This is a genomic window from Saliterribacillus persicus (assembly GCF_003337485.1).
Taxonomy (GTDB): Bacteria; Bacillota; Bacilli; order Bacillales; family Amphibacillaceae; genus Saliterribacillus; species Saliterribacillus persicus.
In genome coordinates this window covers 40,387-63,056 of sequence record NZ_QPJJ01000001.1, presented here as the reverse complement: position 1 = coordinate 63,056, position 22,670 = coordinate 40,387, and the positions used below count along the sequence as shown (strand labels likewise).

Here is a 22,670-nt window from a genome sequence, read left to right as displayed (position 1 = left end):
TGGATGATTATTGATTTTCATACACACGTAAAGATATCGAAAAAGTCTACATTTATGCCGGATTATTTTGACACCATGATACAAGAAGCGAGTGAATCTGGTTTGCATGCACTAGCCTTAACCGAACACTTTAATACTATTCGCTTTTTTGATATCTATGATTATTTAGATGAACATTATAGTTATCAGGATGGCTATTATCACGTACATGATGTTCGAGTATTTCCAGGGATTGAGGTCGATGTTAAAGAAGGCGGACACATTTTATTAATAGCTGATCGAAAAACTATCAAATGGATAAGAAAACAACTAGATAGTCATGTCGAGCCTGAACAATTTATGCCTTTTGACTCCTTGATGGATTTAATAGAAGGAATGGATGTACTTAAGATCGGGGCACATCCATTTAGAGAAAGTACACCTCTAGCTAAAAATATTACAAAGCAGCAAATGAAAAAGTTAGACGCACTTGATTTAAATGGAAAAGATCTTTACGCAAAAGGATCTGAGTCTTGTAAAGCTGAATTAATTAGTTATGCAGATGAAGTAAATTTACCTGTTGTGGCAGGAAGTGATACCCATCAATTTTTGCAATATGGAATTGTAGGAAATGATTTTAAGAAGGATTGTACCAATGTAGAAATGCTTAAAGCTTCAATAAAAGCGAATGCTTATGAGCTTCAGATAGCTGATGACCTTTTCTTTAGAGTAAAAGCAGCTGTCTTGGTGAAAAAATATATGAAAAAGGCGATAATCAAAGAGGAAGTTTCTATCTAAAGTCTGACATTTGTCAGGCTTTTTCTTTTACGCTTATATCGGATGGAGAGTCATATAACCACACGAAAAATGAGATAGCTTGCATGTGTTTCTCCTATTAAAAATACTAATTATTTTGGAAATAGAAATGATAACAACTCGAAGCAAAGCTTAAATTATGGTATCTTTAAAAAGTAGTAAATCTCTATGTACGATGGATGGACGTGCAATAATCGCAAGGAGGGATTAGATGACTTCAAACCAGAGACTTGATATGCAAAACCTTTATTTATTAAATTTGCATCATTCAACATTTTTAAAGAGTCAAGAGGCACACGCTATTGGCATGGAAATGTATATAAGAGCAAAACATATCAAAACAAAAGATGAACTCTTTCAATTTTGTGAAAGCTATGTATGTGGTTATTTATTGTATGCAGATGTCATTATTATTAAAGAAATATATGAAGCAACCAGACAGAAGGATTACAATAGGGCAGAGTATTTGGCCAAAATATTTGATGCTAGTAAACACGTTATTGAATTGAAAAAGACAAGTAGGCAAGCGGGCAATAGATTACTAGAGCGCCTGTTATCTGTAGAATCTATACCTGCACTAGAAAATTGGAAGAAAAGCCAAGGAGAAGAAACGAAACGTAATCATTACGCAATTATTTATGGATTATATACTGCCGAAATGGAATTTGATCTTTCAGATGTAATTCAATCCTATTTATACTTCTCTTTAACAAATTTGGTTCAACACGCTGTTCGTGCTATTCCACTTGCACCCAAAGAAGCTGAGCTTGTTATTTTTCAAATGATAGAAAAGATTAATGATGCAACGCACACTGCAATGGATTTATCGATAGAAGATATGGCGAATTGTGCAATTGGCTTAGAAATTTCTGCAATGCAGCATAAATATCTACTATCAAAATTATTTATATCTTAGATGAAAGGGAGGAGAAAGATAGATGAGCACCGTTCGATTAAAATCAAGATTGCTAAAAAATAATATGGTCGATTATCAAGCGGATGATCCCTTGAAGCTTGAAAAATCAAAAGCCTCCCACCGGGTTTTTACTAATTATAATTTTATATCTTCCGATCATATGACAAAAGGCGACGACCTTACTATTCAGTTGCATGTAGATAAGGCTACAAACGTTATGGTTCATCCAACAACTCCAATTCATATTAAAGAAGATACAGGCTTAGAAAAAGCAGAACAAAAAATTCAGCTACATGTTGAAAATGAAGCGTTATTTTTTTGGAGAATGCAAGAAATTATCCCTGAGGAAAGCTCGAGATTCTTTCAGAAAACCAATATTACACTTGCGCGTGATGCGGAATTGGTATGGTCTGAAATATTTCACGTTGGAACAAAGGAAATGAAGAAGCCCTATCAAGCATGCCAGTCTCTAACAGAGGTTTGGACAGAAGACGATTGTATTGTCTACGATAATTTATACATTGACCCATCTCTGGACGCGATAGATCAATTTGGAATGCTTGAAAACTTTGCTTATGTAGCCACTGTTTGGTATATAGCGAAGGATATTCCTTTTGATGAGTGGGATGTTCAACAACGATTATCCCAAGCGAAAAATCATCGGGCGGGGATGAGTGACTTAGATGGAAAAGGAATTGTGATCCGCTGGTTATCCCATGATTTAGAGTTATTAAAACAGGAAATGGAAGATGTACTGAGCTTTTTTGACGAAAAGATCACAGAAATTAGAAAATGGAGAAATTGAAGCGTTTTTCAGTCGAGTAAGTTGGTTAATTGAGGACCAAAACTTTTTGTAATCATTTCGGCAACCTTAGTAGTGAAATGGTGGGAGATTAATTGAAGAAAACTTTTGCAAATATTGTAGCGTATTATTATAAAGAGTGGAAAGAATTCACAATGCCAATACATCACCACAAAGCAATGGAGATAATGTATGTCATTAATGGTAAATGTATAGTTGAAGTGCAGAAAGAGAAAATTGAGTTAAAAAAAGGGACCTTTATATTTATTGATTCTAATGTCCCGCACCGCTTGATTGTTGATAAAGACTCCCCAGCACGAATGCTGAATGTAGAATTTAACTGGGAGGAAAATAACACGAGTCTGGTGTCATTAGAGGATCTAGCTGATAGAGATGAAACAATTAAAGTATGGTTAGAAAAAGAAGCTATATACGATGTCTTTAAAGATATGGACCAGGTATACCCCACACTTCGACAATTAGTTCTTGCGCTTGATCAAGGTGCAACAAATAAACAGTTACTAATAGATTCGCTTATTTGCCAATTAGTTTTCCACCTTGCTCACAATTCAATGGAGCAAAGAGAAAAAGTAGATAATTTTCAACAACTATATGTAAATAAAGCTGTTCAATATATTTTAGAGCATTATGATTATGATATTAGGATCCATGACATTGCAGCAGCTACGCACATCCACCCTAGTTATTTACATCGAATTTTCAAACAATCGATGGATTGTACAATAAATACCTATATCGCTAGAGTACGAATTGATAAAGCAAAAATGCTACTGAAAAATACGGAAATTCCAATAACTGAAATATCGAATTATGTTGGGATTCAAACAAGTCAATATTTCAGTATGCTTTTTAGAAAACATACTAATCTCACGCCAACTGCTTACCGGCAGCTTTTTTTAGAATTATAAAAAAATAAAAAGCTAGGATTTTATACAACATTTTCTTTCTTTCTCTACAATAGTAGAATTACTTCTGATTTTAAGCTGATAAGATAACATTAATAGTTAAGAAGTAAAAGGAGGAAGGAAATTGACATTTAAAATTGCTTTTATTGGTGCTGGTAGTATTGGTTTCACACGAGGATTACTTAGGGATATTCTATCTGTTTCAGAGTTCAAAGATATTGAGGTAGCATTTACAGATATTAATCAGAAAAATTTAGAAATGGTTACACAGCTTTGCCAACGAGATATTGATGAGAATGGGTTAAAAATTAATATTAAGGCCACAACAGATAGAAAAGAAGCTTTAAAGGATGCGAAGTATATTTTTAATGTGGTACGTATCGGTGGGTTAGAAGCTTTTAAATATGATGTGGAAATCCCGCTTAAATATGGAGTAGATCAATGTGTTGGCGATACTTTAAGCGCAGGTGGAATCATGTATGGGCAACGTGGTATATATGAAATGCTTCAAATTTGTAAAGATATTAAAGAAGTATCAAGAGAAGATGTATTGCTATTAAATTATGCAAATCCGATGGCAATGCTTACTTGGGCTTGTAATAAGTATGGTGGCGTAAAAACAATTGGTCTATGTCACGGTGTTCAAAATGGTCACAAACAACTCGCAGAAGCACTTGGTAAAACAAAGGAAGAAGTGGACATTATCTGTGCAGGTATCAATCACCAAACATGGTATATTCAAGTAAAGGATGAAGATGGTAATGATCGTACCGGAGACCTTTTAGAAGCTTTTGAAGCTCATCCTGAATATAAGGATACCGAAAAAGTAAGAATTGATATGCTGCGTCGATTTGGTTATTTTAGTACGGAATCTAATGGACATTTAAGTGAGTATTTACCATGGTATAGGAAGCGTCCTGAAGAAATTAATGAATGGATTGACTTAAGTACGTGGATAAACGGAGAGACTGGTGGATACTTACGTGTTTGTACAGAGGGAAGAAATTGGTTTGAAACTGATTTTCCGAATTGGTTAAAAGAACCAGCATTTGTATATGAACAGAAGAATCGCGGGGAAGAGCATGGTTCTTATATTTTAGAGGGATTAGAAACAGGTCGCACGTATCGTGGTCATTTTAATTTGCCGAATGATGGTGTTATTAGTAACTTACCAGATGACGCTATTATAGAAGCTCCAGGTTATGTTGATCGAAATGGCATTAATATGCCTCTAGTAGGAGATCTACCTTTGGGTCCTGCTGCCGTATGTAATGTTAGTGTTTCGGTGCAGAGGCTATCTGTTGAAGCGGCAGTAAATGGCGATGATTATTTACTCCGTCAAGCGATGATGATGGACCCATTGGTAGGTGCTGTATGTAATCCAAAAGAAATTTGGCAAATGGTGGACGAAATGCTTGTTGCACAAGAGCAATGGCTGCCACAATATAAATCATCCATTGAAAGAGCCAAAGAAAATTTAGCAAAAGGGGATTTAATCCCGACAAAAGATTATCAAGGTGCAGCCAGAATTAAAGTGAAAACAGTAGAAGAGATGGCGCAAGATCGTGAAGCAGCTAAGAAAAATGCTGGAGAAGCGGATAAAGGGAATTTTTAAACCTAAAGCCAAGACAGTTAAGCAGCTGTCTTGGTTTTTAGAGCCTGACTTGTTTTAGAGATAGGGTTGCCTCGCCAACCTATCTTAATGTTAAGCTTATCAGCTTTTAAATGGTATTAAACTACCAAGGAACTTGCTAATTTGGGTTATAAAATGGAGTAGATACACTACAGTTACAGACGGTCGCTTTCCACGGGGCACGGCCTCAGCTAACTTGGTAAAGAAAAACACTTTACCAAGTGGATCTTCGGACGCGTGCTGATCCCGTAGGAGTCGCCCTCTTTCACTTTCGTTTTCCTAAATTTTCAACAAAATAAAACAGGGAAAAGTTAATCAAGCTGAAGAAAATTGCGACATTCCTGAGGAAACGGAGTGATTTTTCTCAGCCACGCTTACAAAAAACTATTTATCTCCTAATCGAATAAAGATGCAAATTTATAATTTGGCTTAATGGATTCTGCTGAAAAATCAATCTATTAGTATTTGGTGATTATGGTGTGGTTTTTAAGCTTTTAATTTTCTTAAAACAAATAAAGCATATCCCTATTAAAACGAGGGGATATGCTTTATTTTTAATCTTCTTTTAAGCTTCGTGTGGATTGTCTGTATTTAATTTCATATGGAACGATAATTCGTTTAGCAGGTTCATCTTTGTCTTTTGCTTTTTCAATTAAACAACGAGTAGCATGCATGCCTAACATATAAATTTGAATGTCTACTGTAGTCAATGGGGGAGTGGTAATTTCTGATAAGTATAAATTGTTAAAACTTGCGATGGAAACATCTTCTGGACATTCCAAGCCAATTTCTTCTAATGTATTTATTACCCCCAGACTCATCAAATCATCGGCGATAACAAGGCCAGTTGGTGGTGCTTCTAAAGCGAAAAGGTGTTCCACAGCATCTCTTCCACCAGAAGTTAAAAATTCAGCATGGATTACGTAATCTTGTGGAGCTGGAAGCTTAGCTGCTTCAATTGCCGTTTTATATCCTTGCAGACGATCTGTGGTTACCGTAAGTTCAGACGAGCCACCGATAAAAGCGATATGTTCATGACCAAGCGCTATTAAGTGATTAGTCAGTTCCTTGCTTGCTTTAACATTATCATTATCTACATAAGTGATTTCACTTTCCTGTTCCTTAGGCTTACCCACAATTACAAATGGGAATTTTGCATCGATGAGAAATTGTTGAACTGGATCAGCTACTCTTGAATAAAGTAAAATAATACCATCCACACGGTTACCATGTACCATTCTTTGAACTTCTTCATAGACCTCTTGATCATTTCCTCCAGTTGATACATAAAGAGAATATTCGGTTTCATGAGCACATGCACCAATCCCTCTTAATATTTCAGGAAAAAATGGATTTTGCAATGCTTTATCTGCTGAAGAAGGCATAATGACACCAATTGCTTGAGAAGATCGCACAGCTAAATTACGCGCATTTACATTCGGGTGATAACCTAAATCTTTCATTGCTTTACGCACACGTTTTTTTGTATCCATGCTTATTCTAGGATTATCAGCGATTACTCTTGATACTGTTGAAGGTGCCACTCCTGCTATTTTTGCTACATCTTTAATTGTTACTGCCATAACCTTCACCCTTTTTATTTAATACCCAGCTTATAATTATTTTTATATCTATTCTTCATTATAGGGGATGAGTTCTTTATTGAAAACATTCACGTTTGATTTGAGTGGATATTTTAAGAAATAGAGAAAGGCATGAGTGCCTTTCTCTATTAATAAATCTAACCTTTTGTAGCCCCTGCTGTAAGTCCACTAATCAAATAACGTTGTAATAGCAAGAATACAATCGCAATTGGAATCGCAATTAAAATCGAACCAGCGGCAAATCGCGTAAAGTTAGTGGAGAATTGGTCATTAATAAAGTTATAGAGTCCTAAAGCTAAGGTATAGTTATTAGGATCTGTTAGCACGATTCTTGGTAATAAGAAGTCCATGAATGGTGCCATAAAATTAAATAATGCTACTACAGCCAAAATTGGTTTAGCTAATGGAAGCATAATTGTCCAAAAGATGCGAAGGTGACCCGCGCCATCAATTTTAGCTGCTTCATCTAGCTCTCTTGGAATAGTATCATAATACCCTTTTACAAGCCATGCATTGAACGGAATTTGTCCACCTAGATAAATTAATAATAATCCCCAAATGGAATCTACTAATCCAATGGTTGTTAGTAAAATATACAAGGCAACCATACCCATTAAAGCAGGGAACATTTGTAGTAAAAGGAACAAATATAATCCATACTTACGTCCAAAGAACTTGTAACGACTAAATGCATAGGCGATTAATGATGTAATAACAACAGACCCTAGTGCGTTTAGTACAGCTATGATCAAGCTGTTTTTGTACCATATTAAATAGTCACTTCCCGGATCTGTAAATAACCATAAATAATGTTCAAATGTTATCGTGTCTGGAATTAACTTTGTTACCAACATATTCGTACCGGGATTAATGCTCATCATGACTGTCCACATCAGTGGATAGCCGATAATAATAAACATAAATAAGAAGAATAAATAAATGAACGCTACTTCTATTTTTGATTTTGTTTTTTGTGTCATAGCCATTAGTAACGTCCCTCCTCTTTAAATGATGCAGTTTTTCTGAACTGATAAAAGGCAAAGCCCATTACGATAATACCCATAATAATGGTGATTGCTGCTGCCATATTATAATTGTTTGTTTCAAAGGTTAGCTTATAAACCCATGATATTAAAATATCTGTTCCACCAGCATTTTGACCTCGCACAGCTGGTAACCCTTCATTAAATAGATAGATAATATTAAAATTGTTAAAGTTTTGCGCATATTGCATAATCAGTAGTGGTGCGGTTGCAAACAAAATGTGTGGCAGTGTAATGAATTTTAGCTTCTGCCATCTTGTACCGCCATCAACGTCTGCTGCTTCATACATGTCTGCTGGCACACTTTGTAAGACGCCGGTAAACAAGGCGAATACAAAAGGAAATCCTAGCCAGGTTTGAATCATGATTAGCGCTACTTTCGCCCAGAACGGATCAGACAACCATGGAATCATTAAATTAAATGTACTTAATATGTCCCTGTTAATTGCACCAAACGTCGGGTTAAATAAAGCAGAGAAAATAAGAATAGAAACAAACGCTGGTACAGCCCATGGTAAAATAAGTACTGTACGGATAGTACGCTTGAACTTAATTCGTTTGTCATTCACAAGTAACGCTAAGAATAATCCAAGCACAATCTGGAGTGTTGTTGCGACAACGGTCCAAACAATTGTCCAAGCAAATACGCTTAAAAATGTATCCTTCCAAATCCCTATTTGGAATAGATCAATAAAGTTGTTAAACCCAACCCAATTGAGTAGATTTCTAGGTGGTGCATTATATTGATTATAATCGGTAAATGCTAACCCTACCATAAAAACAAGTGGTAGTACTACAATAAATAAAAGCATAATAAAGCCTGGTAAAATCATAAAATAAGGAAATCCATTATTATAAAAATCGCGGACACCCTGTAATAGTGTTGGATTCGGCTTTCCTTGAGCTCTTGCTTCTGCATCTTTTCGTGCATCAATAAAATTATAAGCGTAAATAGCTAAACCAAATCCTAATACAATTACGGAAATTAACCCTTGGATTAGTAATTGAATGGAGTGATGATCTCTAGGAATCGTGCCTAATGTAAATATTCCCCATATACCGATGTCGATAAAATCCCAAAAAGCTAATAAAAATGATATGGTTACGACAAGTAATAGAATCCCTTTAATAAATCTTCTATTATAAATTTGGCCAAGTCCTGGGATGATGGATAATAGTGTTGCGATATTGCGTGGCTGCTTAAGGTCAAACTTTCTATTTTTTGTTTGTGTTGCCACCGCATGTCCCTCCTTAGATAAAAAAGATATATGGAAAGCTTCTCACTCTCCATATATCATTTTAAAAATTACTGTGTTGCGCCTGAAGCAGCAATATTATCTTTAATTGTTTGTACAGCTTCATTTAATACTTCTTCAACTGGTTCACCTTTAGATATAAAGGATAGACCATTATTAATAGGATCCCAAACTTGTTGCATTGCAGGAACTCCTGGCATAGGTTCACCAAACGTTGCTTGTTCAGCAAATGCAGAGTAGATTGGATCATCAGCAATTGCTGGATCTTCAATAGAATCTTTGCGTGCAGGCATTTCACCAGCAACATCATAATAAAGCATTGCGTTCTCAGAATTCGTTACAAATGCCATAAAATCTTCAGCCCATTCTTTGTTGTCTGAGTAATAAGATAGAAGATATGCTTTTACCCCAACAAATGATTTTGGATTCTCACCATTATCAAGTTTTGGTAAAATCGCTGCTTGTAAATCATCACCTAATGCTTCTTGATATTCTCTCACCATCCATGGTCCATTAATGACAGATGCAACTTTACCTTCTTTAAATAGACCGTTCATAATATCTGGTGTTAGATCCTGTGGAATGTATCCATTATCAAACCATGATTGAATTAATTTTCCACCTTCAACTGCACCCTCGTTATTTAAACCAATATCTTCAATGTCATAAACACCATCGTTATTCGCAAATACATATGCTCCGTTACCAGAGAAGAACGGGTATGTGAAATAGAAGTTTGCCGCTTCCATCAAGAAACCATACTCATCATTTCCTGCATTTGTATGTTCCTCAGCAATAGCCATTAAATCTTCCATTGTTTCTGGCGCCCCGTCTACTAATGAACTATTATAGAATAAAGCATATGTTTCTGTAACAGCAGGGTACCCCCAAATGTCACCTTCGTTTGTAACAGCACTAAGAGCTGCTTCTGTATAATCACCTTCAAGATCGCCTAAGTTTACTGGATCAATAAGGCCACGTAATACTAGATCGCCAATTCTATCATGTGGTTGAAAAATGACATCAGGACCATTACCTGCAGGACCTTCTACGTCTAATTTTTCTACCTGCTCTAACATATCAATTGGAGTTGCTTCAATTTCAATACCAGTTTCAGCAGTGTAAGCTTCTCCGATTTGGTTGATCGCTTCTTCTTGTTTTTCTTCAGCGTTCACCCATATTTTTAATTTTTCAGGTTTTTCAGGCATATCTGATTCTGTTTCATTTTCTGTATTTTCTTCTGTAGCTTCTTCACCTGTGTTCTCTTCACTTGTTTCTGTTTCATCTGGACCACATGCAGCAAGCAACATTACTAAGACCATTATACCTACTAAAAACCCTAACCATTTCTTCATCTAATTTACCTCCCAATAGATTATTACTGATATACAATCATTTGTGAAAACGATTGCGCATATCTTGATTTTTATTATACATAGGTGATTCTGTTTTGACAACCATTAATTTTATTTTTTATAAAAAGCTTTATTTAAATTTGAATATTGTAATAAAAACTTTTATAACGCTTACAGTTAAAATCATTTTTTGCTATACTATATAAAAGATGTTGCAAAGAATAAATAGATATCCCGGCATAAGAGATGTTTATTAGAAGAAAATCACTAATTAGTTGCGCAATCGTTTGTTCACTGGTTGCATGAACTAAAGGAGGAAAATAATGAAGAAGACAGCAATTTACCACAGATCGGTCCCATCAATGTCCTATGCTTACGATAAAGAAACGGTACACATACGATTGAAATCAGAACGTGATGATTTAGTTAATGTATCTCTTATTTATGGAGATCCATATGATTTTACAGCTGACGAGTGGCAATATCATGTGGTTGATATGAATTTAACGGGTCAAACAGAGCTTTTTGATTATTGGACAGTAGCAGTAAAGCCACCCTTCAAACGATTGCGGTATGGTTTTTATCTAAACGATAAAAATGGAGAACAAAATGTTTATACTGAACGTGGTTTTTATAGTCAAGCACCACAAGACATAGGTTGCTATTTCTGCTTTCCATTTATACATGAAAATGACACTTTTTCTGCTCCTAGCTGGGTGAAAGATACAGTTTGGTATCAAATTTTTCCTGAAAGATATGCAAATGGTGACGCGCTATTAAATCCAGAAGGAACACTGAAATGGGGAAGCGAAAAACCAACTCCAACTAACTTTTTTGGGGGAGATTTTCAGGGAGTAATTGATCATTTGGATCATATAGAAGAGCTTGGAATCACTGGTATTTATTTCACCCCTATATTCAAAGCTTACTCGAACCATAAGTATGACACCATTGATTATATGGAGATAGATCCGCAATTTGGAGATAAAGAAACTTTTAAAGAACTAGTGAAAGCTTGTCATGAAAAAGGAATTAAAGTAATGCTTGATGCGGTATTCAATCATAGCGGATTTTATTTCACACCATTTCAGGATGTCTTAGAAAAACAAGAAGCTTCTTCTTATAAAAATTGGTTTCATATGCGTGAATTTCCGGTTCAAATGGAGCCAATCCCGAATTACGATACATTTGGTTTTGTTCCAAGTATGCCTAAATTAGATACAGCTAATCCGGAAGTTAAATCATATTTGCTAGAAGTGGCAAAATATTGGATTGAGGAATTTGATATTGATGGATGGCGCTTAGATGTTGCCAATGAAGTAGACCATGCTTTTTGGAGGTCCTTTAGACAAGTTGTAAAAGAAACGAAAGCTGACGCTTATATTCTTGGTGAAATCTGGCACGATTCTATGCGCTGGTTACAGGGTGATCAGTTTGATGCGGTGATGAATTATCCATTTACCAATGGTGCAATTGATTACTTTGCCAAAAGAACTATAGAAGCGAAAAGTTTTGCAGACAACATAACCGAAGTACTTCACATGTACCCGGAGAATGTCAACGAAGTATCCTTTAATTTATTAGATAGTCATGATACACCAAGAATTCTTACACTTGCCGGTGACGATAAGGATAAAGTGAAATTGCTTTACTTATTCCAGCTATCTTTTACTGGCACACCTTGTCTTTATTACGGAGATGAAATAGGAATGGCTGGTGGGGGAGATCCTGGATGTCGAGCTTGTATGGAGTGGGACGAAAACGATCAGGACGCCGCATTATTTCGCTTTGTTCAACAATTAATTCATTTTAGAAGCGAAATTGATGCTTTTGGCAATAGTGGAAGCTTTCGTTTTATAGAAGTAGATAATTTTAAAAATATCGTGATATATGAAAAGAAAACAGAGGAGACAAAATTAATCTTTGTATTAAATAATTCTAATAAAGCACAAAGTATTGTGGTCGAATCATTAGCTTCTAAAAAAGTAAATGAAATATTTACTAATGAGGAATTTTCCTTTGATGAATCACCGAATATTACTTTAAATGGAAGTGGTTTTAAATGCTTTATGGAAAAATTATAGGAGGAGAGAATTATGGCAAGAGAATGGTGGAAAGAAAGTGTGGTTTATCAAATTTATCCAAGAAGTTTCCGTGATAGCAATGGAGACGGAATTGGAGATATAAATGGAATTATTGAAAAACTAGATTATTTAAAATATTTAGGGATAGACGTGATTTGGCTTTCTCCTGTATACGATTCACCAAATGATGATAATGGTTATGATATCTCAAATTATCAAGCAATTATGGACGAATTTGGAACGATGGAAGAATGGGAGACATTATTAGCGGAAATGCATAAACGGGATCTGAAATTAATCATGGACTTAGTTGTAAATCATACGTCAGACGAACATGAATGGTTTGTGGAGGCTTCAAAATCAAAAGAAAATAAGTGCCGTAATTACTATTTCTTTAGACCTGGTAAAAATAATCTGGAACCAAACAACTGGGAGTCTGTTTTTGGTGGTTCTGCATGGCGTTATCAAGCAGAAACAGATGAATATTTTCTCCATCTTTTTTCGAAAAAGCAACCTGACTTAAACTGGGAAAACCCGAAATTACGAAAAGAAATATACAAAATGATGTCTTGGTGGCTCGATAAGGGGATCGACGGTTTCCGAATGGATGTTATTAATTTCATATCAAAGGACAGTCGGTTACCTGATGGAGAAAGTAAAAAAGGTTCATCTTATGCTTCTGGTGCAAAGTACTTTATGAATGGTCCTAAAATTCATGATTATTTACAAGAAATGCATCAGGAGGTGTTAAAGAATTATGATATTATGACTGTCGGTGAAATGCCAGGTGCGACGCCTGAAGAAGGAGTATTATATACTGATCAAGAACGAAAAGAGCTGGATATGGTTTTTCATTTTGAGCATATGGATATTGATGCAGGTGAAGACGGTAAGTGGGATTTAAAAGATTTTTCATTGATTGAATTAAAAGAGATATTAAATAAGTGGCAAGTTGCCCTAGAAGAAAAAGGGTGGAATAGTTTGTATTGGAATAACCATGATCAACCAAGAGTAGTTTCTCGCTTTGGTGATGATGGTGAGTATCGTGAGAAATCCGCGAAAATGTTGGCAACCACGCTTCATTTTATGAAAGGAACACCTTACATTTATCAAGGGGAAGAAATAGGGATGACCAATGTTGCCTTTGATTCTATTAAGGATTATCGTGATATTGAAACATTAAATATGTATAACGAGAAAAAAGCGGATGGCTGGAGCGAGGACAAGTTAATGCAAGCCATTCATACAAAATCTCGTGATAATGCAAGAACACCAATGCAATGGAACGAGTCATCTCAAGCAGGTTTTACTACAGGGGATCCTTGGATCAGCGTTAATTCTAATTATAAAAAAATTAATGCAGAGGCTGCAATTGAGGATGAAAATTCCATTTTTCATTATTACCGAAAGCTTATTACTTTGAGAAAAACGCATGATATTGTTGTAGATGGTAAGTTTAATATGCTTGAAAAAGACAATGATGCATTATTTGTGTATACAAGGGAGCTAAATAATCAACAGATGCTTGTTATCAGTAATTTCACATCCTCAAAACAACACTATTCGTTACCTGCTAAATCATTTGAAATAGTGAATAGTGAGCTATTGATTAGCAATACAGAATTAGATGTCAATAATGAAAAAGAAATAGTTTTATCACCATATGAAACGAGAGTGTATTTTAAAAAATAATATTACTGGGGCGCTTCTATAGAGGAGCGCTCTATTTTTGTGAACTTTACTTTTTTTAAATCTTTTAGGATTCCAGTTTAGCAATTATATATTCAAGATCAATTTAGAATACTTTTATTATAATGCATAAAAAAACCGAACCATCCTACGAAGGTTCGATCTTTTAACATTATTGTTTAGCGTCATACCCTGCTGCGAAAATGGCAACTAAGAAGGTGATGCTAACCCCTATTACTAATGCTACGCCCATTTGTCATCCTCCTTTTGTGAATAGACAAGCTAGCTTTTGAGTCATATGCCCCTATTATAACGAATCTCCTATGCTTTGTGAATCATGAATTATTTTCTAACACCTGTTTGTGCTTAAAAATCATTTTTTTTAGATTCCTACATAGATTATAGAAACTGTGTTTATCCATCTCGCGAATATAGAAGCGTGAAATAAGTGGGAGGACGAGAAATGAATTTTATGGAGAAATTACATCAGGATCGCTTAGAGCAAAATAAATTAAAATGGGAAGGGACATTTCTAGATTATTTAGAACTGGTGAAGGAACACCCTTATTTAGCACAATCTGCGCATTCGAGAATTTATAAGATGATTCGTGACGAGGGAGTGGAAGAGCTAGAATCAGGGAAACGATATAATTTTTTTAAAGATGAATTGTTTGGATTAGAAGAAGCTATTGAGCGAATTGTAGAAGAGTATTTTCATCCTGCCGCCAAAAGGCTCGATGTAAAAAAACGAATATTACTGCTAATGGGGCCAGTAAGTGGAGGGAAATCCACTTTTGTCTCTTTATTAAAGCGGGGCTTAGAAAGATATACGCTAACAGATCAAGGAGCTGTGTATGCAATTAAGGGTTGCCCGATGTATGAAAACCCTCTGCACCTAATTCCAGAAAATCTTAGAGATGACTTTTATCAGGATTATGGAATAAAAATTGAGGGCTCATTATCACCGTTAAATACGATGAAATTAGAAAAAGACTACCATGGAAAAATTGAAGATGTAAAAGTGGAGCGGATCTTTTTTTCTGAGGATAAGCGAGTTGGTATTGGTACATTCAGTCCTTCCGATCCAAAATCACAGGATATAGCTGATTTAACTGGTTCGATCGACTTTTCTACCATTGCCACGTATGGATCTGAATCTGATCCACGTGCTTATCGTTTTGATGGGGAACTAAACAAGGCGAATAGAGGGATAATGGAATTTCAGGAAATGTTAAAATGTGATGAAAAATTTTTATGGCATTTATTATCTTTAACACAAGAAGGAAACTTTAAGGCTGGTAGGTTCGCCCTCATTTCAGCGGACGAAATGATTGTAGCTCATACAAATGAAGCGGAATATCGAGCATTTATTTCAAATAAGAAGAACGAGGCACTGCATTCGCGTATGATAGTTATGCCTGTTCCATACAATTTAAAGTTAGACGAAGAAGAAAGAATCTATCAGAAGATGATTTCAGAAAGTGATATAAAAGACGTTCACATTGCTCCGCATACGCTAAGAATTGCTGCGATATTCAGTTTGTTAACAAGGTTAAAAGAGCCTAAGCAGGCAAACATTGGTTTGTTAAAAAAGTTGTATTTGTATAATGGTCAGAATGTAGAAGGTTATAATAATGTAGACGCCGCGGAGTTGAAGAAAGAGTTTTCTGACGAAGGGATGAGTGGAATTGATCCGCGATATGTGATTAATCGTATTTCCTCTACCATTATAAAAAAGGAAATGCAGTCTATTAACGCATTGGATGTGCTACGCTCTTTAAAAGATGGCTTAGATAGTCATCCATCTATATCAGAAAAACAAAAAGAAAATTATCTTGATTATATTTCCATTGCTCGAAAAGAATATGATACCTTAGCAAAGAAAGAAGTGCAAAAAGCTTTTGTTTACTCCTATGAAGAGTCCGCTAAAACTCTGTTAGATAATTACTTGGATAATGTAGAAGCTTATTGCAATCAGACAAAATTACACGATCCATTAACCGGAGAAGAAATGAAGGAAGATGAAAAACTGATGCGTTCTATTGAAGAGCAAATTGGCATTTCAGAAAATGCAAAACGAACCTTCCGTGAAGAGATTCTGATTCGAATATCTGCTTATGCTAGAAAAGGAAAAAAATTTGATTACAAGTCCCATGAGCGCTTGCAAGAGGCGATTCAGAAAAAGTTATTTGCCGATCTAAAGGATGTTGTGAAAATAACGACCTCTACTAAAACTCCTGACGAGAGACAATTAAAGAAAATGAATGAAGTGATTGCGACGCTTATTGATGAGTATGGATATAATGCAGCTTCAGCAAATGATTTATTAAAATATGTAGGTAGTTTGTTAAATAGATAACAATTGGCCTCCTTAGGGAGGTCTTTTTATATAGTTAGCTAATTCGTTTAACTTTAGTGATTGGGATGGACATATAAAACTATGTAATAAGGAGATATTTAAAACTAATGAAGCTTTAGTTCATGCCATTAACCGTTTGTTTGCTTTTTAATTGATACGTTCTAGCCTATCCTTTACTATAGAGGAGTTTGAATTATTGTCCCCTAATTATTAGTTTAATAAAATTCAAGAGGGATATTAAACTATTAGGTTGAAAAATACGATATACTAAGAAATGGATGTATCAATATACGAGGGAGGCACAGTATGAATATTACTTTAATCATTACACTATTAACAATTATCTCAATCGTTGGCTTGGTAGCAACTTTGCTAATTGGAAGACAGGAAACAAAGCGCATTAAACAATATGAAGAAGAGGGAGATACAGCAATAGATGAACTAAAAAGATCCAGAGAGTATGAAAAAAAATCTTTGAAATCTAATTTACCTATTTTGAGCGCTATATACATTGTTTTTATTTTAGGTTCTATCATAGCTCTCGTTATTTATATTTTTTAAATGCATAGTTTATATACAAAAGGAAATAAAAAGTTAAATATTCAACCTTTAACTGTTGTTTACTGTACCGTTTTGGGTTATATTTATTGAAGTAGTAAAAATGTTAGGCACTACAAATGGATGGGAACTTAATAAGCGTAAGTAAGTGACTTCTAATGGGGGTATAAGACGTGACACAGCAGGAATCCAGTGAGAGATTCTGGAAAAATTTTTACGGTCCAAATATGGGGTATTTAGAAGAACAATATGAATTGTACTTGGAGAATGCAGAAACTATTGATCCAACTTTAAGAGATATGTTTCAGCAATATGGTCCTCCAAAAGAATTAAGCAAAAAAGGCGATAATGGAAAAGCTACAGAAACATTCACTTCTAATACGAATGCAAAACAGCTTTCCTCAACAATCAAACTTGTTGAGGCTATTCGACGTTATGGTCACCTAAATGCACAGATATATGCGGTTGGCTCTGGAAAGACAGAGGGCACTAAACTAGCTAGCCCTGAGCATTATGGTCTAACTAATGAGATTTTGGAAGCGATTCCTTCTGAATGGGTATGGGAGTACTCTAGAGAGGGCATCAAAAATGCAAAAGATGTTGTAGATTATTTGAGCGAGCAATATGCAGGAACTATCTCTTTTGAATATGATCATGTAAATGATGATGAAGAACGTAATTGGTTTCAAGAAACGATTGAAACTGGACAATATCGTTATGATTTTAGTACAGACGAAAAGAAAAAATTACTTGGTAAGATTGTTGATGTAGAAGGATTTGAGAACTTTTTAGCGAAAACGTTCGTAGCACAAAAACGTTTTTCCATTGAAGGTTTAGAAATGATGGTTCCAATGCTTGATCGTATTGTCCAAAATTCCTTTTATGATGATACGGAAGAAATTTTGATGGGGATGGCGCACCGAGGAAGATTAAGTGTACTAACCCATATACTAGGAAAACCTTATGATAAGCTTTTTTCAGAGTTTCATCCTTCAGCAGGCAAGGAATTAATTCCTACTTCGCCAGGATCAAAGTCTATTACGTATGGTTGGACTGGAGATGTGAAATATCATTTCGGTGCGGAAAGAGAATTAGGGGAAGAGAAGCCATCTCCAACCCGTATTACATTAGCACACAATCCATCTCACTTAGAATTTGTTAATCCAGTGGTTGAAGGATTTACGCGTGCTGCCCAGGATTACAGGTTTGAAAAAGGAAAACCAGTACAGAATGTAAAGAAAGCTTTTAGTATATTAATTCATGGTGATGCAGCTTTCATCGGAGAAGGTGTGGTTGCAGAAACATTTAACTTAAGTGCGTTACCAGGATATACAACTGGGGGAACGCTTCATATTATTTCAAACAACCTTGTAGGTTTTACAACAGGACAATCTCAAGGTCGCTCTACACGATATGCAAGTGATTTGGCAAAAGGATTTGAAGTGCCAATTATCCATGTGAATGCAGATGATCCTGAGGCATGTATATCAGCAGCAATGCTGGCATACGACTATCGCAGAACATTCCGTAAAGATATCTTAATTGATTTAGTAGGCTACAGAAGATATGGACACAATGAAATGGATGAGCCGAGAGCTACACAGCCACAGCTTTATGAAGCAATTGATGGTCATCCAACTTGTGCAGCGGTATATGCTGAAAAATTAAAGAATAATAACATAGTTGAAGATAATACTTTAGAAGAAATGCAGGATGCTGTATTTAAAAAGTTAAAAGGTATCTATGATGAAATGACGGAAAACATTAATGAGAATCCGGAAGCAAAACCGGTACCTCAAGCACTTAGAAATGGATTAAGTGATATAGAAACAGCAGTACCAATGGAAATACTCCAATCACTAAATAAAGGAATGTTAAAGCGACCTGAAGGCTTTCATTCATTTAAAAAATTGGAAAAAATCCTCTCTAAGCGCCATGAAGCCTTTGAAAATGAAGAACAGGCTGATTGGGCTGTCGGTGAAGCTTTAGCATATGCTTCTATTTTACAAGATGGTATCCCGATAAGACTAACTGGCCAAGATTCTGAACGAGGAACCTTTGCCCATCGACATCTTGTTTTACACGATGTTAAAAATGGGGAAACATATAGCCCTCTTCACGGTCTAGACGAAGCAAAAGCGACTTTCGATGTTCACAATAGTCCACTATCTGAGGCTGCAGTTCTTGGCTTTGAGTATGGCTATAGTGTTAAGGCTCCAAAAACGCTTGTGGTTTGGGAAGCACAATTTGGAGATTTTGCGAATGCTGGCCAAGTAATTTTTGACCAATTCATTTCTTCTAGTCGAGCGAAATGGGATGAACGATCAAACATGGTGATCTTATTGCCACACGGTTATGAAGGTCAGGGCCCTGAGCACTCTAGTGCACGGGTAGAAAGATTTTTAACAATGGGTGCTGAGAATAACTGGATTGTTGCAAATGTAACAACGAGTGCGCAATTTTTCCATTTACTAAGACGCCAAGCAGCATTAGTGGATAGCGACGCAGCTCGTCCGTTAATCGTTTTAACACCAAAAAGCTTGCTAAGAAGTCCACGTGTAATATCAAAAGCTGAGGAATTTACGAATGGGAAATTCCGTCCGCTAATTCCTCAACCAGGTCTAAGCGAAACATCTAAGACAGCAAAACGATTACTTATCGGTACAGGTAAAGTCATGGTAGATATTGAAGAAAAAATGAGTGAAGATCCAAAAGCATATGAACACGTTCATGTTGTGCGTTTGGAGCAAATTTATCCATTCCCAGAAAAAAGCTTAGCTAAAGTAATCGAAGGTTCTCCAAACCTTGAAGAAGTATGCTGGGTACAAGAAGAACCTCGTAATATGGGATGTTGGAACTTCTCGAAAGAGTTGCTATTTAGAATGGTACAAGAAAAAGATATAGAGCTACATTATGTTGGTCGTTGTGAGCGTTCATCACCATCAGTTGGGGATGCACACATTCATAAGACCGAACAAAAACGTCTAGTGCAACAAGCCCTAGAGCTGAACAAAGGAGGAGAAATCAATGAAGGAAATTAAAGTACCAGAATTAGCAGAATCCATCACAGAAGGTACCATTTCTGAATGGCTCGTTAATGAAGGAGACTTTGTTGAAAAAGGGGACCCTATTGCTGAGCTAGAAACAGATAAAGTTAATGTGGAAGTGAATGCTGATTATAGCGGTGTTATCACTGAACTCGTTAGAGGAGAAGGGGATGACGTTGAAGTAGGGGAAATTATTGCTAAAGTAGATGATAGTAAAGAAGCTTCTTCTGAAAGTAATGACAATAAATCTTCAAAAGAAGATAAAAAACAAGATGAAAAAGAAGAAAAGAAAGACGATAATAAAGAACAAAAATCTACGAAGAAAGAAAACACTTCTTCAGATAAATCAGATAAGGAAGGTAAGGGGCAAAAAGTTATTGCGTCGCCTGCCGCTAGAAAACGTGCGCGGGAGTTGGGTATCGACCTTAATGACGTTCAATCGAAGGATCCTTTAGGCAGAATTCGTCCGGAAGATGTTGATGAACTAGCAAAAGCACTTCAGGATGAGAAAGAAGCTCCTAAGAAAAAAGAATCGAAGAAGCAGGAACCAAAAGAGGCTCCAACTGAAGACGGTCGTGTCGAACGAGTGAAGATGTCAAGACGTCGTCAAACGATTGCTAAACGTTTAGTAGAAGCACAGCATAATGCAGCAATGCTAACTACTTTTAACGAAGTGGATATGTCTGCAGTCATGAAATTACGAAGTCAACGAAAAGACAAATTCCTAGAAAAACACGGCATTAAATTAGGATTTATGTCATTCTTTACAAAAGCTGTTGTAGGAGCTTTAAAAGAGTTTCCATACATTAATGCAGAAATTCAAGATAATGAAATTTTGCTTAAAAATTATTATGACGTTGGAATCGCAGTTTCAACGGATGATGGTTTAGTGGTACCAGTTGTGCGTGATGCAGATCGATTAGATTTTGCTGGTATTGAATCAGAAATTATGAATCTCGGTAAAAAGGCAAAAGATAAAGAACTGCAATTAGCTGATTTACAAGGTGGCTCCTTCACTATTACTAACGGTGGAATTTTTGGATCATTATTATCTACTCCAATTTTAAATGCACCGCAAGTCGGTATACTGGGGATGCATACGATTCAAAAACGTCCAATAGCTATGCCAGATGATTCTATTGAAGTTAGACCGATGATGTATATCGCATTGTCCTACGATCATCGAATTGTAGATGGTAAGGATGCCGTGCAATTCTTAGTAAGAATTAAAGAATTACTTGAAGATCCATATGATCTATTATTAGAAGGTTAAACTTAAAAAACGTTCATTTAATTAATATTAAATGAACGTTTTTTCTATATTTTTTCAAGATGAGACTTAAAGAAGTAACTCTCTTTTCTGATTTTCCTTAATCAACTTCACTCTCCTTGCATAGAATGAATAAAGAGAGAAGGAGGGTGTTTATGGATACACAAGCCTCATATGTTATTTCTGAAGAAAACTGGAATTTACATCGAAAAGGCTATGATGATCAACGAAGACACCAACAAAAAATTTATGAAGCGATGAAGGGTAAGATAAAGGATTTAATCACGGAAGAGAATATAATATTATCACGAGGTAAAAAGAAGATCAGGATCCCAATCCGTTCATTAGATGAATATAAAATAAGATATAATTCTGATAAACAAAAAATGATAGGCCAAGGGGATGGGGAAAGTTCTGTCGGAGACGTAATTGCTAGAGCACGACCAAAAGAGGGAGATTCAAAAGGGAAGAAAGAGGCAGGAGATGTAGCTGGAGAAGATTATTATGAAGCAGAAGTCTCGATCGAGGAATTAGAGCAAGTCTTTTTTGAACATCTGTCATTACCTAATATGAAGGAAAAAGAAAAAGACAATATAACTGATGTAAATGTTGAATTTAGAGATATTAGAAAGATTGGATTACAAGGAAATATCGATAAAAAGAGAACCATGCTAGAAGCTTTTAAACGAAATGCTACAAGTGGGGACCCTTCTTTTATGCCAATATATCCAGATGATTTAAGGTTTAAGACATGGGAAGAAATAGAAAAACCAGAAAACAAAGCTGTCGTAATAGCTATGATGGATACAAGTGGCTCGATGGGAGAATTTGAGAAATATGTAGCAAGAAGTTTCTTTTTCTGGATGACGAGGTTTCTGAGAAAAAAATATCAGACAGTAGATATTGAATTTGTTGCGCACCATACAGAAGCGAAAGTGGTGGATGAAGAGTCTTTCTTTAAAAAAGGAGAAAGTGGCGGTACCATTTGTTCTTCTGCATATAAAAAAGCGTTAGAATTAATAGAAACAACTTATTCCCCTCATAGATATAATATTTATGCATTTCACCTTTCTGATGGAGATAACTTGACGTCAGATAATAGACGCTGTCCCCCCTTAATTGATGCCTTATTAGAAAGCTGTAATCTATTTGGTTATGGGGAAATCAATCAATATAATCGCCATTCAAATCTAATGCAAATGTTTCGTGAGATTGAGCATGAAAATTTCAGGTATCATGTGATGCGAGATAAAGGTGATATTTTTCACGCGATGAAAAAATTTTTCGGCCCACCTACACAAGCTGAATTAACAACTTAAAAATAGGCACTTTC

Annotated in this window: 16 protein-coding genes; 12 read left to right on the top strand and 4 right to left on the bottom strand. The window is 35.7% G+C overall.

Annotation, left to right across the window (positions count from 1 at the left end; genetic code table 11):
* Window positions 1–3: 3 nt before the first annotated feature.
* The 5 genes from DFR57_RS00265 to melA all read left to right on the top strand — a co-directional run bounded on the left by DFR57_RS00265 (window position 4) and on the right by melA (window position 5,054).
* Complete coding sequence (locus tag DFR57_RS00265; protein ID WP_114351131.1) at window positions 4–777, top strand: PHP domain-containing protein; 774 nt, start codon at window positions 4–6, stop codon at window positions 775–777.
* Between the two features lie 229 nt (window positions 778–1,006).
* Window positions 1,007–1,711 (top strand): urease accessory protein UreF, encoded by a 705-nt coding sequence (locus DFR57_RS00260; protein ID WP_114351130.1) that lies wholly within the window; start codon window positions 1,007–1,009, stop codon window positions 1,709–1,711.
* Window positions 1,712–1,733: 22 nt separating this feature from the next.
* Window positions 1,734–2,516 (top strand): urease accessory protein UreD, encoded by a 783-nt coding sequence (locus DFR57_RS00255; protein WP_114351129.1) that lies wholly within the window; start codon window positions 1,734–1,736, stop codon window positions 2,514–2,516.
* Window positions 2,517–2,608: 92 nt separating this feature from the next.
* Window positions 2,609–3,442: an AraC family transcriptional regulator gene (locus tag DFR57_RS00250; protein WP_114351128.1), complete on the top strand. Its 834-nt coding sequence runs from the start codon at window positions 2,609–2,611 to the stop codon at window positions 3,440–3,442.
* Between the two features lie 121 nt (window positions 3,443–3,563).
* Window positions 3,564–5,054, top strand: coding sequence for an alpha-glucosidase/alpha-galactosidase (melA, locus tag DFR57_RS00245; protein ID WP_114351127.1), 1,491 nt, complete (start codon window positions 3,564–3,566; stop codon window positions 5,052–5,054).
* A gap of 572 nt (window positions 5,055–5,626) precedes the next feature.
* Here the strand turns inward: melA and DFR57_RS00240 are convergent.
* From DFR57_RS00240 to DFR57_RS00225, 4 genes are all read right to left on the bottom strand, one after another.
* Entirely contained in the window at window positions 5,627–6,655 is a 1,029-nt protein-coding gene (locus DFR57_RS00240; protein ID WP_114351126.1) for a LacI family DNA-binding transcriptional regulator, read from the bottom strand.
* A gap of 158 nt (window positions 6,656–6,813) precedes the next feature.
* Window positions 6,814–7,656 carry a sugar ABC transporter permease gene (locus tag DFR57_RS00235; RefSeq protein ID WP_114351482.1) on the bottom strand — a complete coding sequence of 281 codons (843 nt, stop codon included), beginning with the start codon at window positions 7,654–7,656 and terminating at the stop codon, window positions 6,814–6,816.
* A gap of 5 nt (window positions 7,657–7,661) precedes the next feature.
* Window positions 7,662–8,957 carry a sugar ABC transporter permease gene (locus DFR57_RS00230; RefSeq protein WP_170132861.1) on the bottom strand — a complete coding sequence of 432 codons (1,296 nt, stop codon included), beginning with the start codon at window positions 8,955–8,957 and terminating at the stop codon, window positions 7,662–7,664.
* A 68-nt stretch (window positions 8,958–9,025) separates the two neighbouring features.
* Window positions 9,026–10,330, bottom strand: a complete 1,305-nt coding sequence (locus tag DFR57_RS00225) for an extracellular solute-binding protein (protein ID WP_114351125.1) — start codon at window positions 10,328–10,330, stop codon at window positions 9,026–9,028.
* Window positions 10,331–10,653: 323 nt separating this feature from the next.
* Here DFR57_RS00225 and DFR57_RS00220 point away from each other — a divergent pair, with 323 nt between their 5' ends.
* The 7 genes from DFR57_RS00220 to yhbH all read left to right on the top strand — a co-directional run bounded on the left by DFR57_RS00220 (window position 10,654) and on the right by yhbH (window position 22,656).
* Window positions 10,654–12,414, top strand: coding sequence for an alpha-glycosidase (locus DFR57_RS00220; RefSeq protein WP_114351124.1), 1,761 nt, complete (start codon window positions 10,654–10,656; stop codon window positions 12,412–12,414).
* Between the two features lie 12 nt (window positions 12,415–12,426).
* Entirely contained in the window at window positions 12,427–14,106 is a 1,680-nt protein-coding gene (locus DFR57_RS00215; protein ID WP_114351123.1) for a glycoside hydrolase family 13 protein, read from the top strand.
* 460 nt (window positions 14,107–14,566) lie between these two features.
* On the top strand, window positions 14,567–16,462 hold the full coding sequence (locus DFR57_RS00210) for a PrkA family serine protein kinase (protein ID WP_114351122.1): 1,896 nt from the start codon (window positions 14,567–14,569) through the stop codon (window positions 16,460–16,462).
* 306 nt (window positions 16,463–16,768) lie between these two features.
* Window positions 16,769–17,023, top strand: coding sequence for a hypothetical protein (locus DFR57_RS00205; RefSeq protein ID WP_114351121.1), 255 nt, complete (start codon window positions 16,769–16,771; stop codon window positions 17,021–17,023).
* Between the two features lie 170 nt (window positions 17,024–17,193).
* On the top strand, window positions 17,194–20,061 hold the full coding sequence (locus tag DFR57_RS00200) for a 2-oxoglutarate dehydrogenase E1 component (protein WP_114351120.1): 2,868 nt from the start codon (window positions 17,194–17,196) through the stop codon (window positions 20,059–20,061).
* Entirely contained in the window at window positions 20,048–21,340 is a 1,293-nt protein-coding gene (odhB, locus tag DFR57_RS00195; RefSeq protein ID WP_114351119.1) for a 2-oxoglutarate dehydrogenase complex dihydrolipoyllysine-residue succinyltransferase, read from the top strand. The genes DFR57_RS00200 and odhB overlap by 14 nt, the downstream gene beginning before the upstream one ends.
* Window positions 21,341–21,492: 152 nt before the next feature.
* The gene (gene yhbH, locus DFR57_RS00190) at window positions 21,493–22,656 is read left to right on the top strand and encodes a sporulation protein YhbH (RefSeq protein ID WP_425450927.1); all 1,164 of its coding nucleotides are present in this window, start codon (window positions 21,493–21,495) and stop codon (window positions 22,654–22,656) included.
* Window positions 22,657–22,670: the final 14 nt, after the last annotated feature.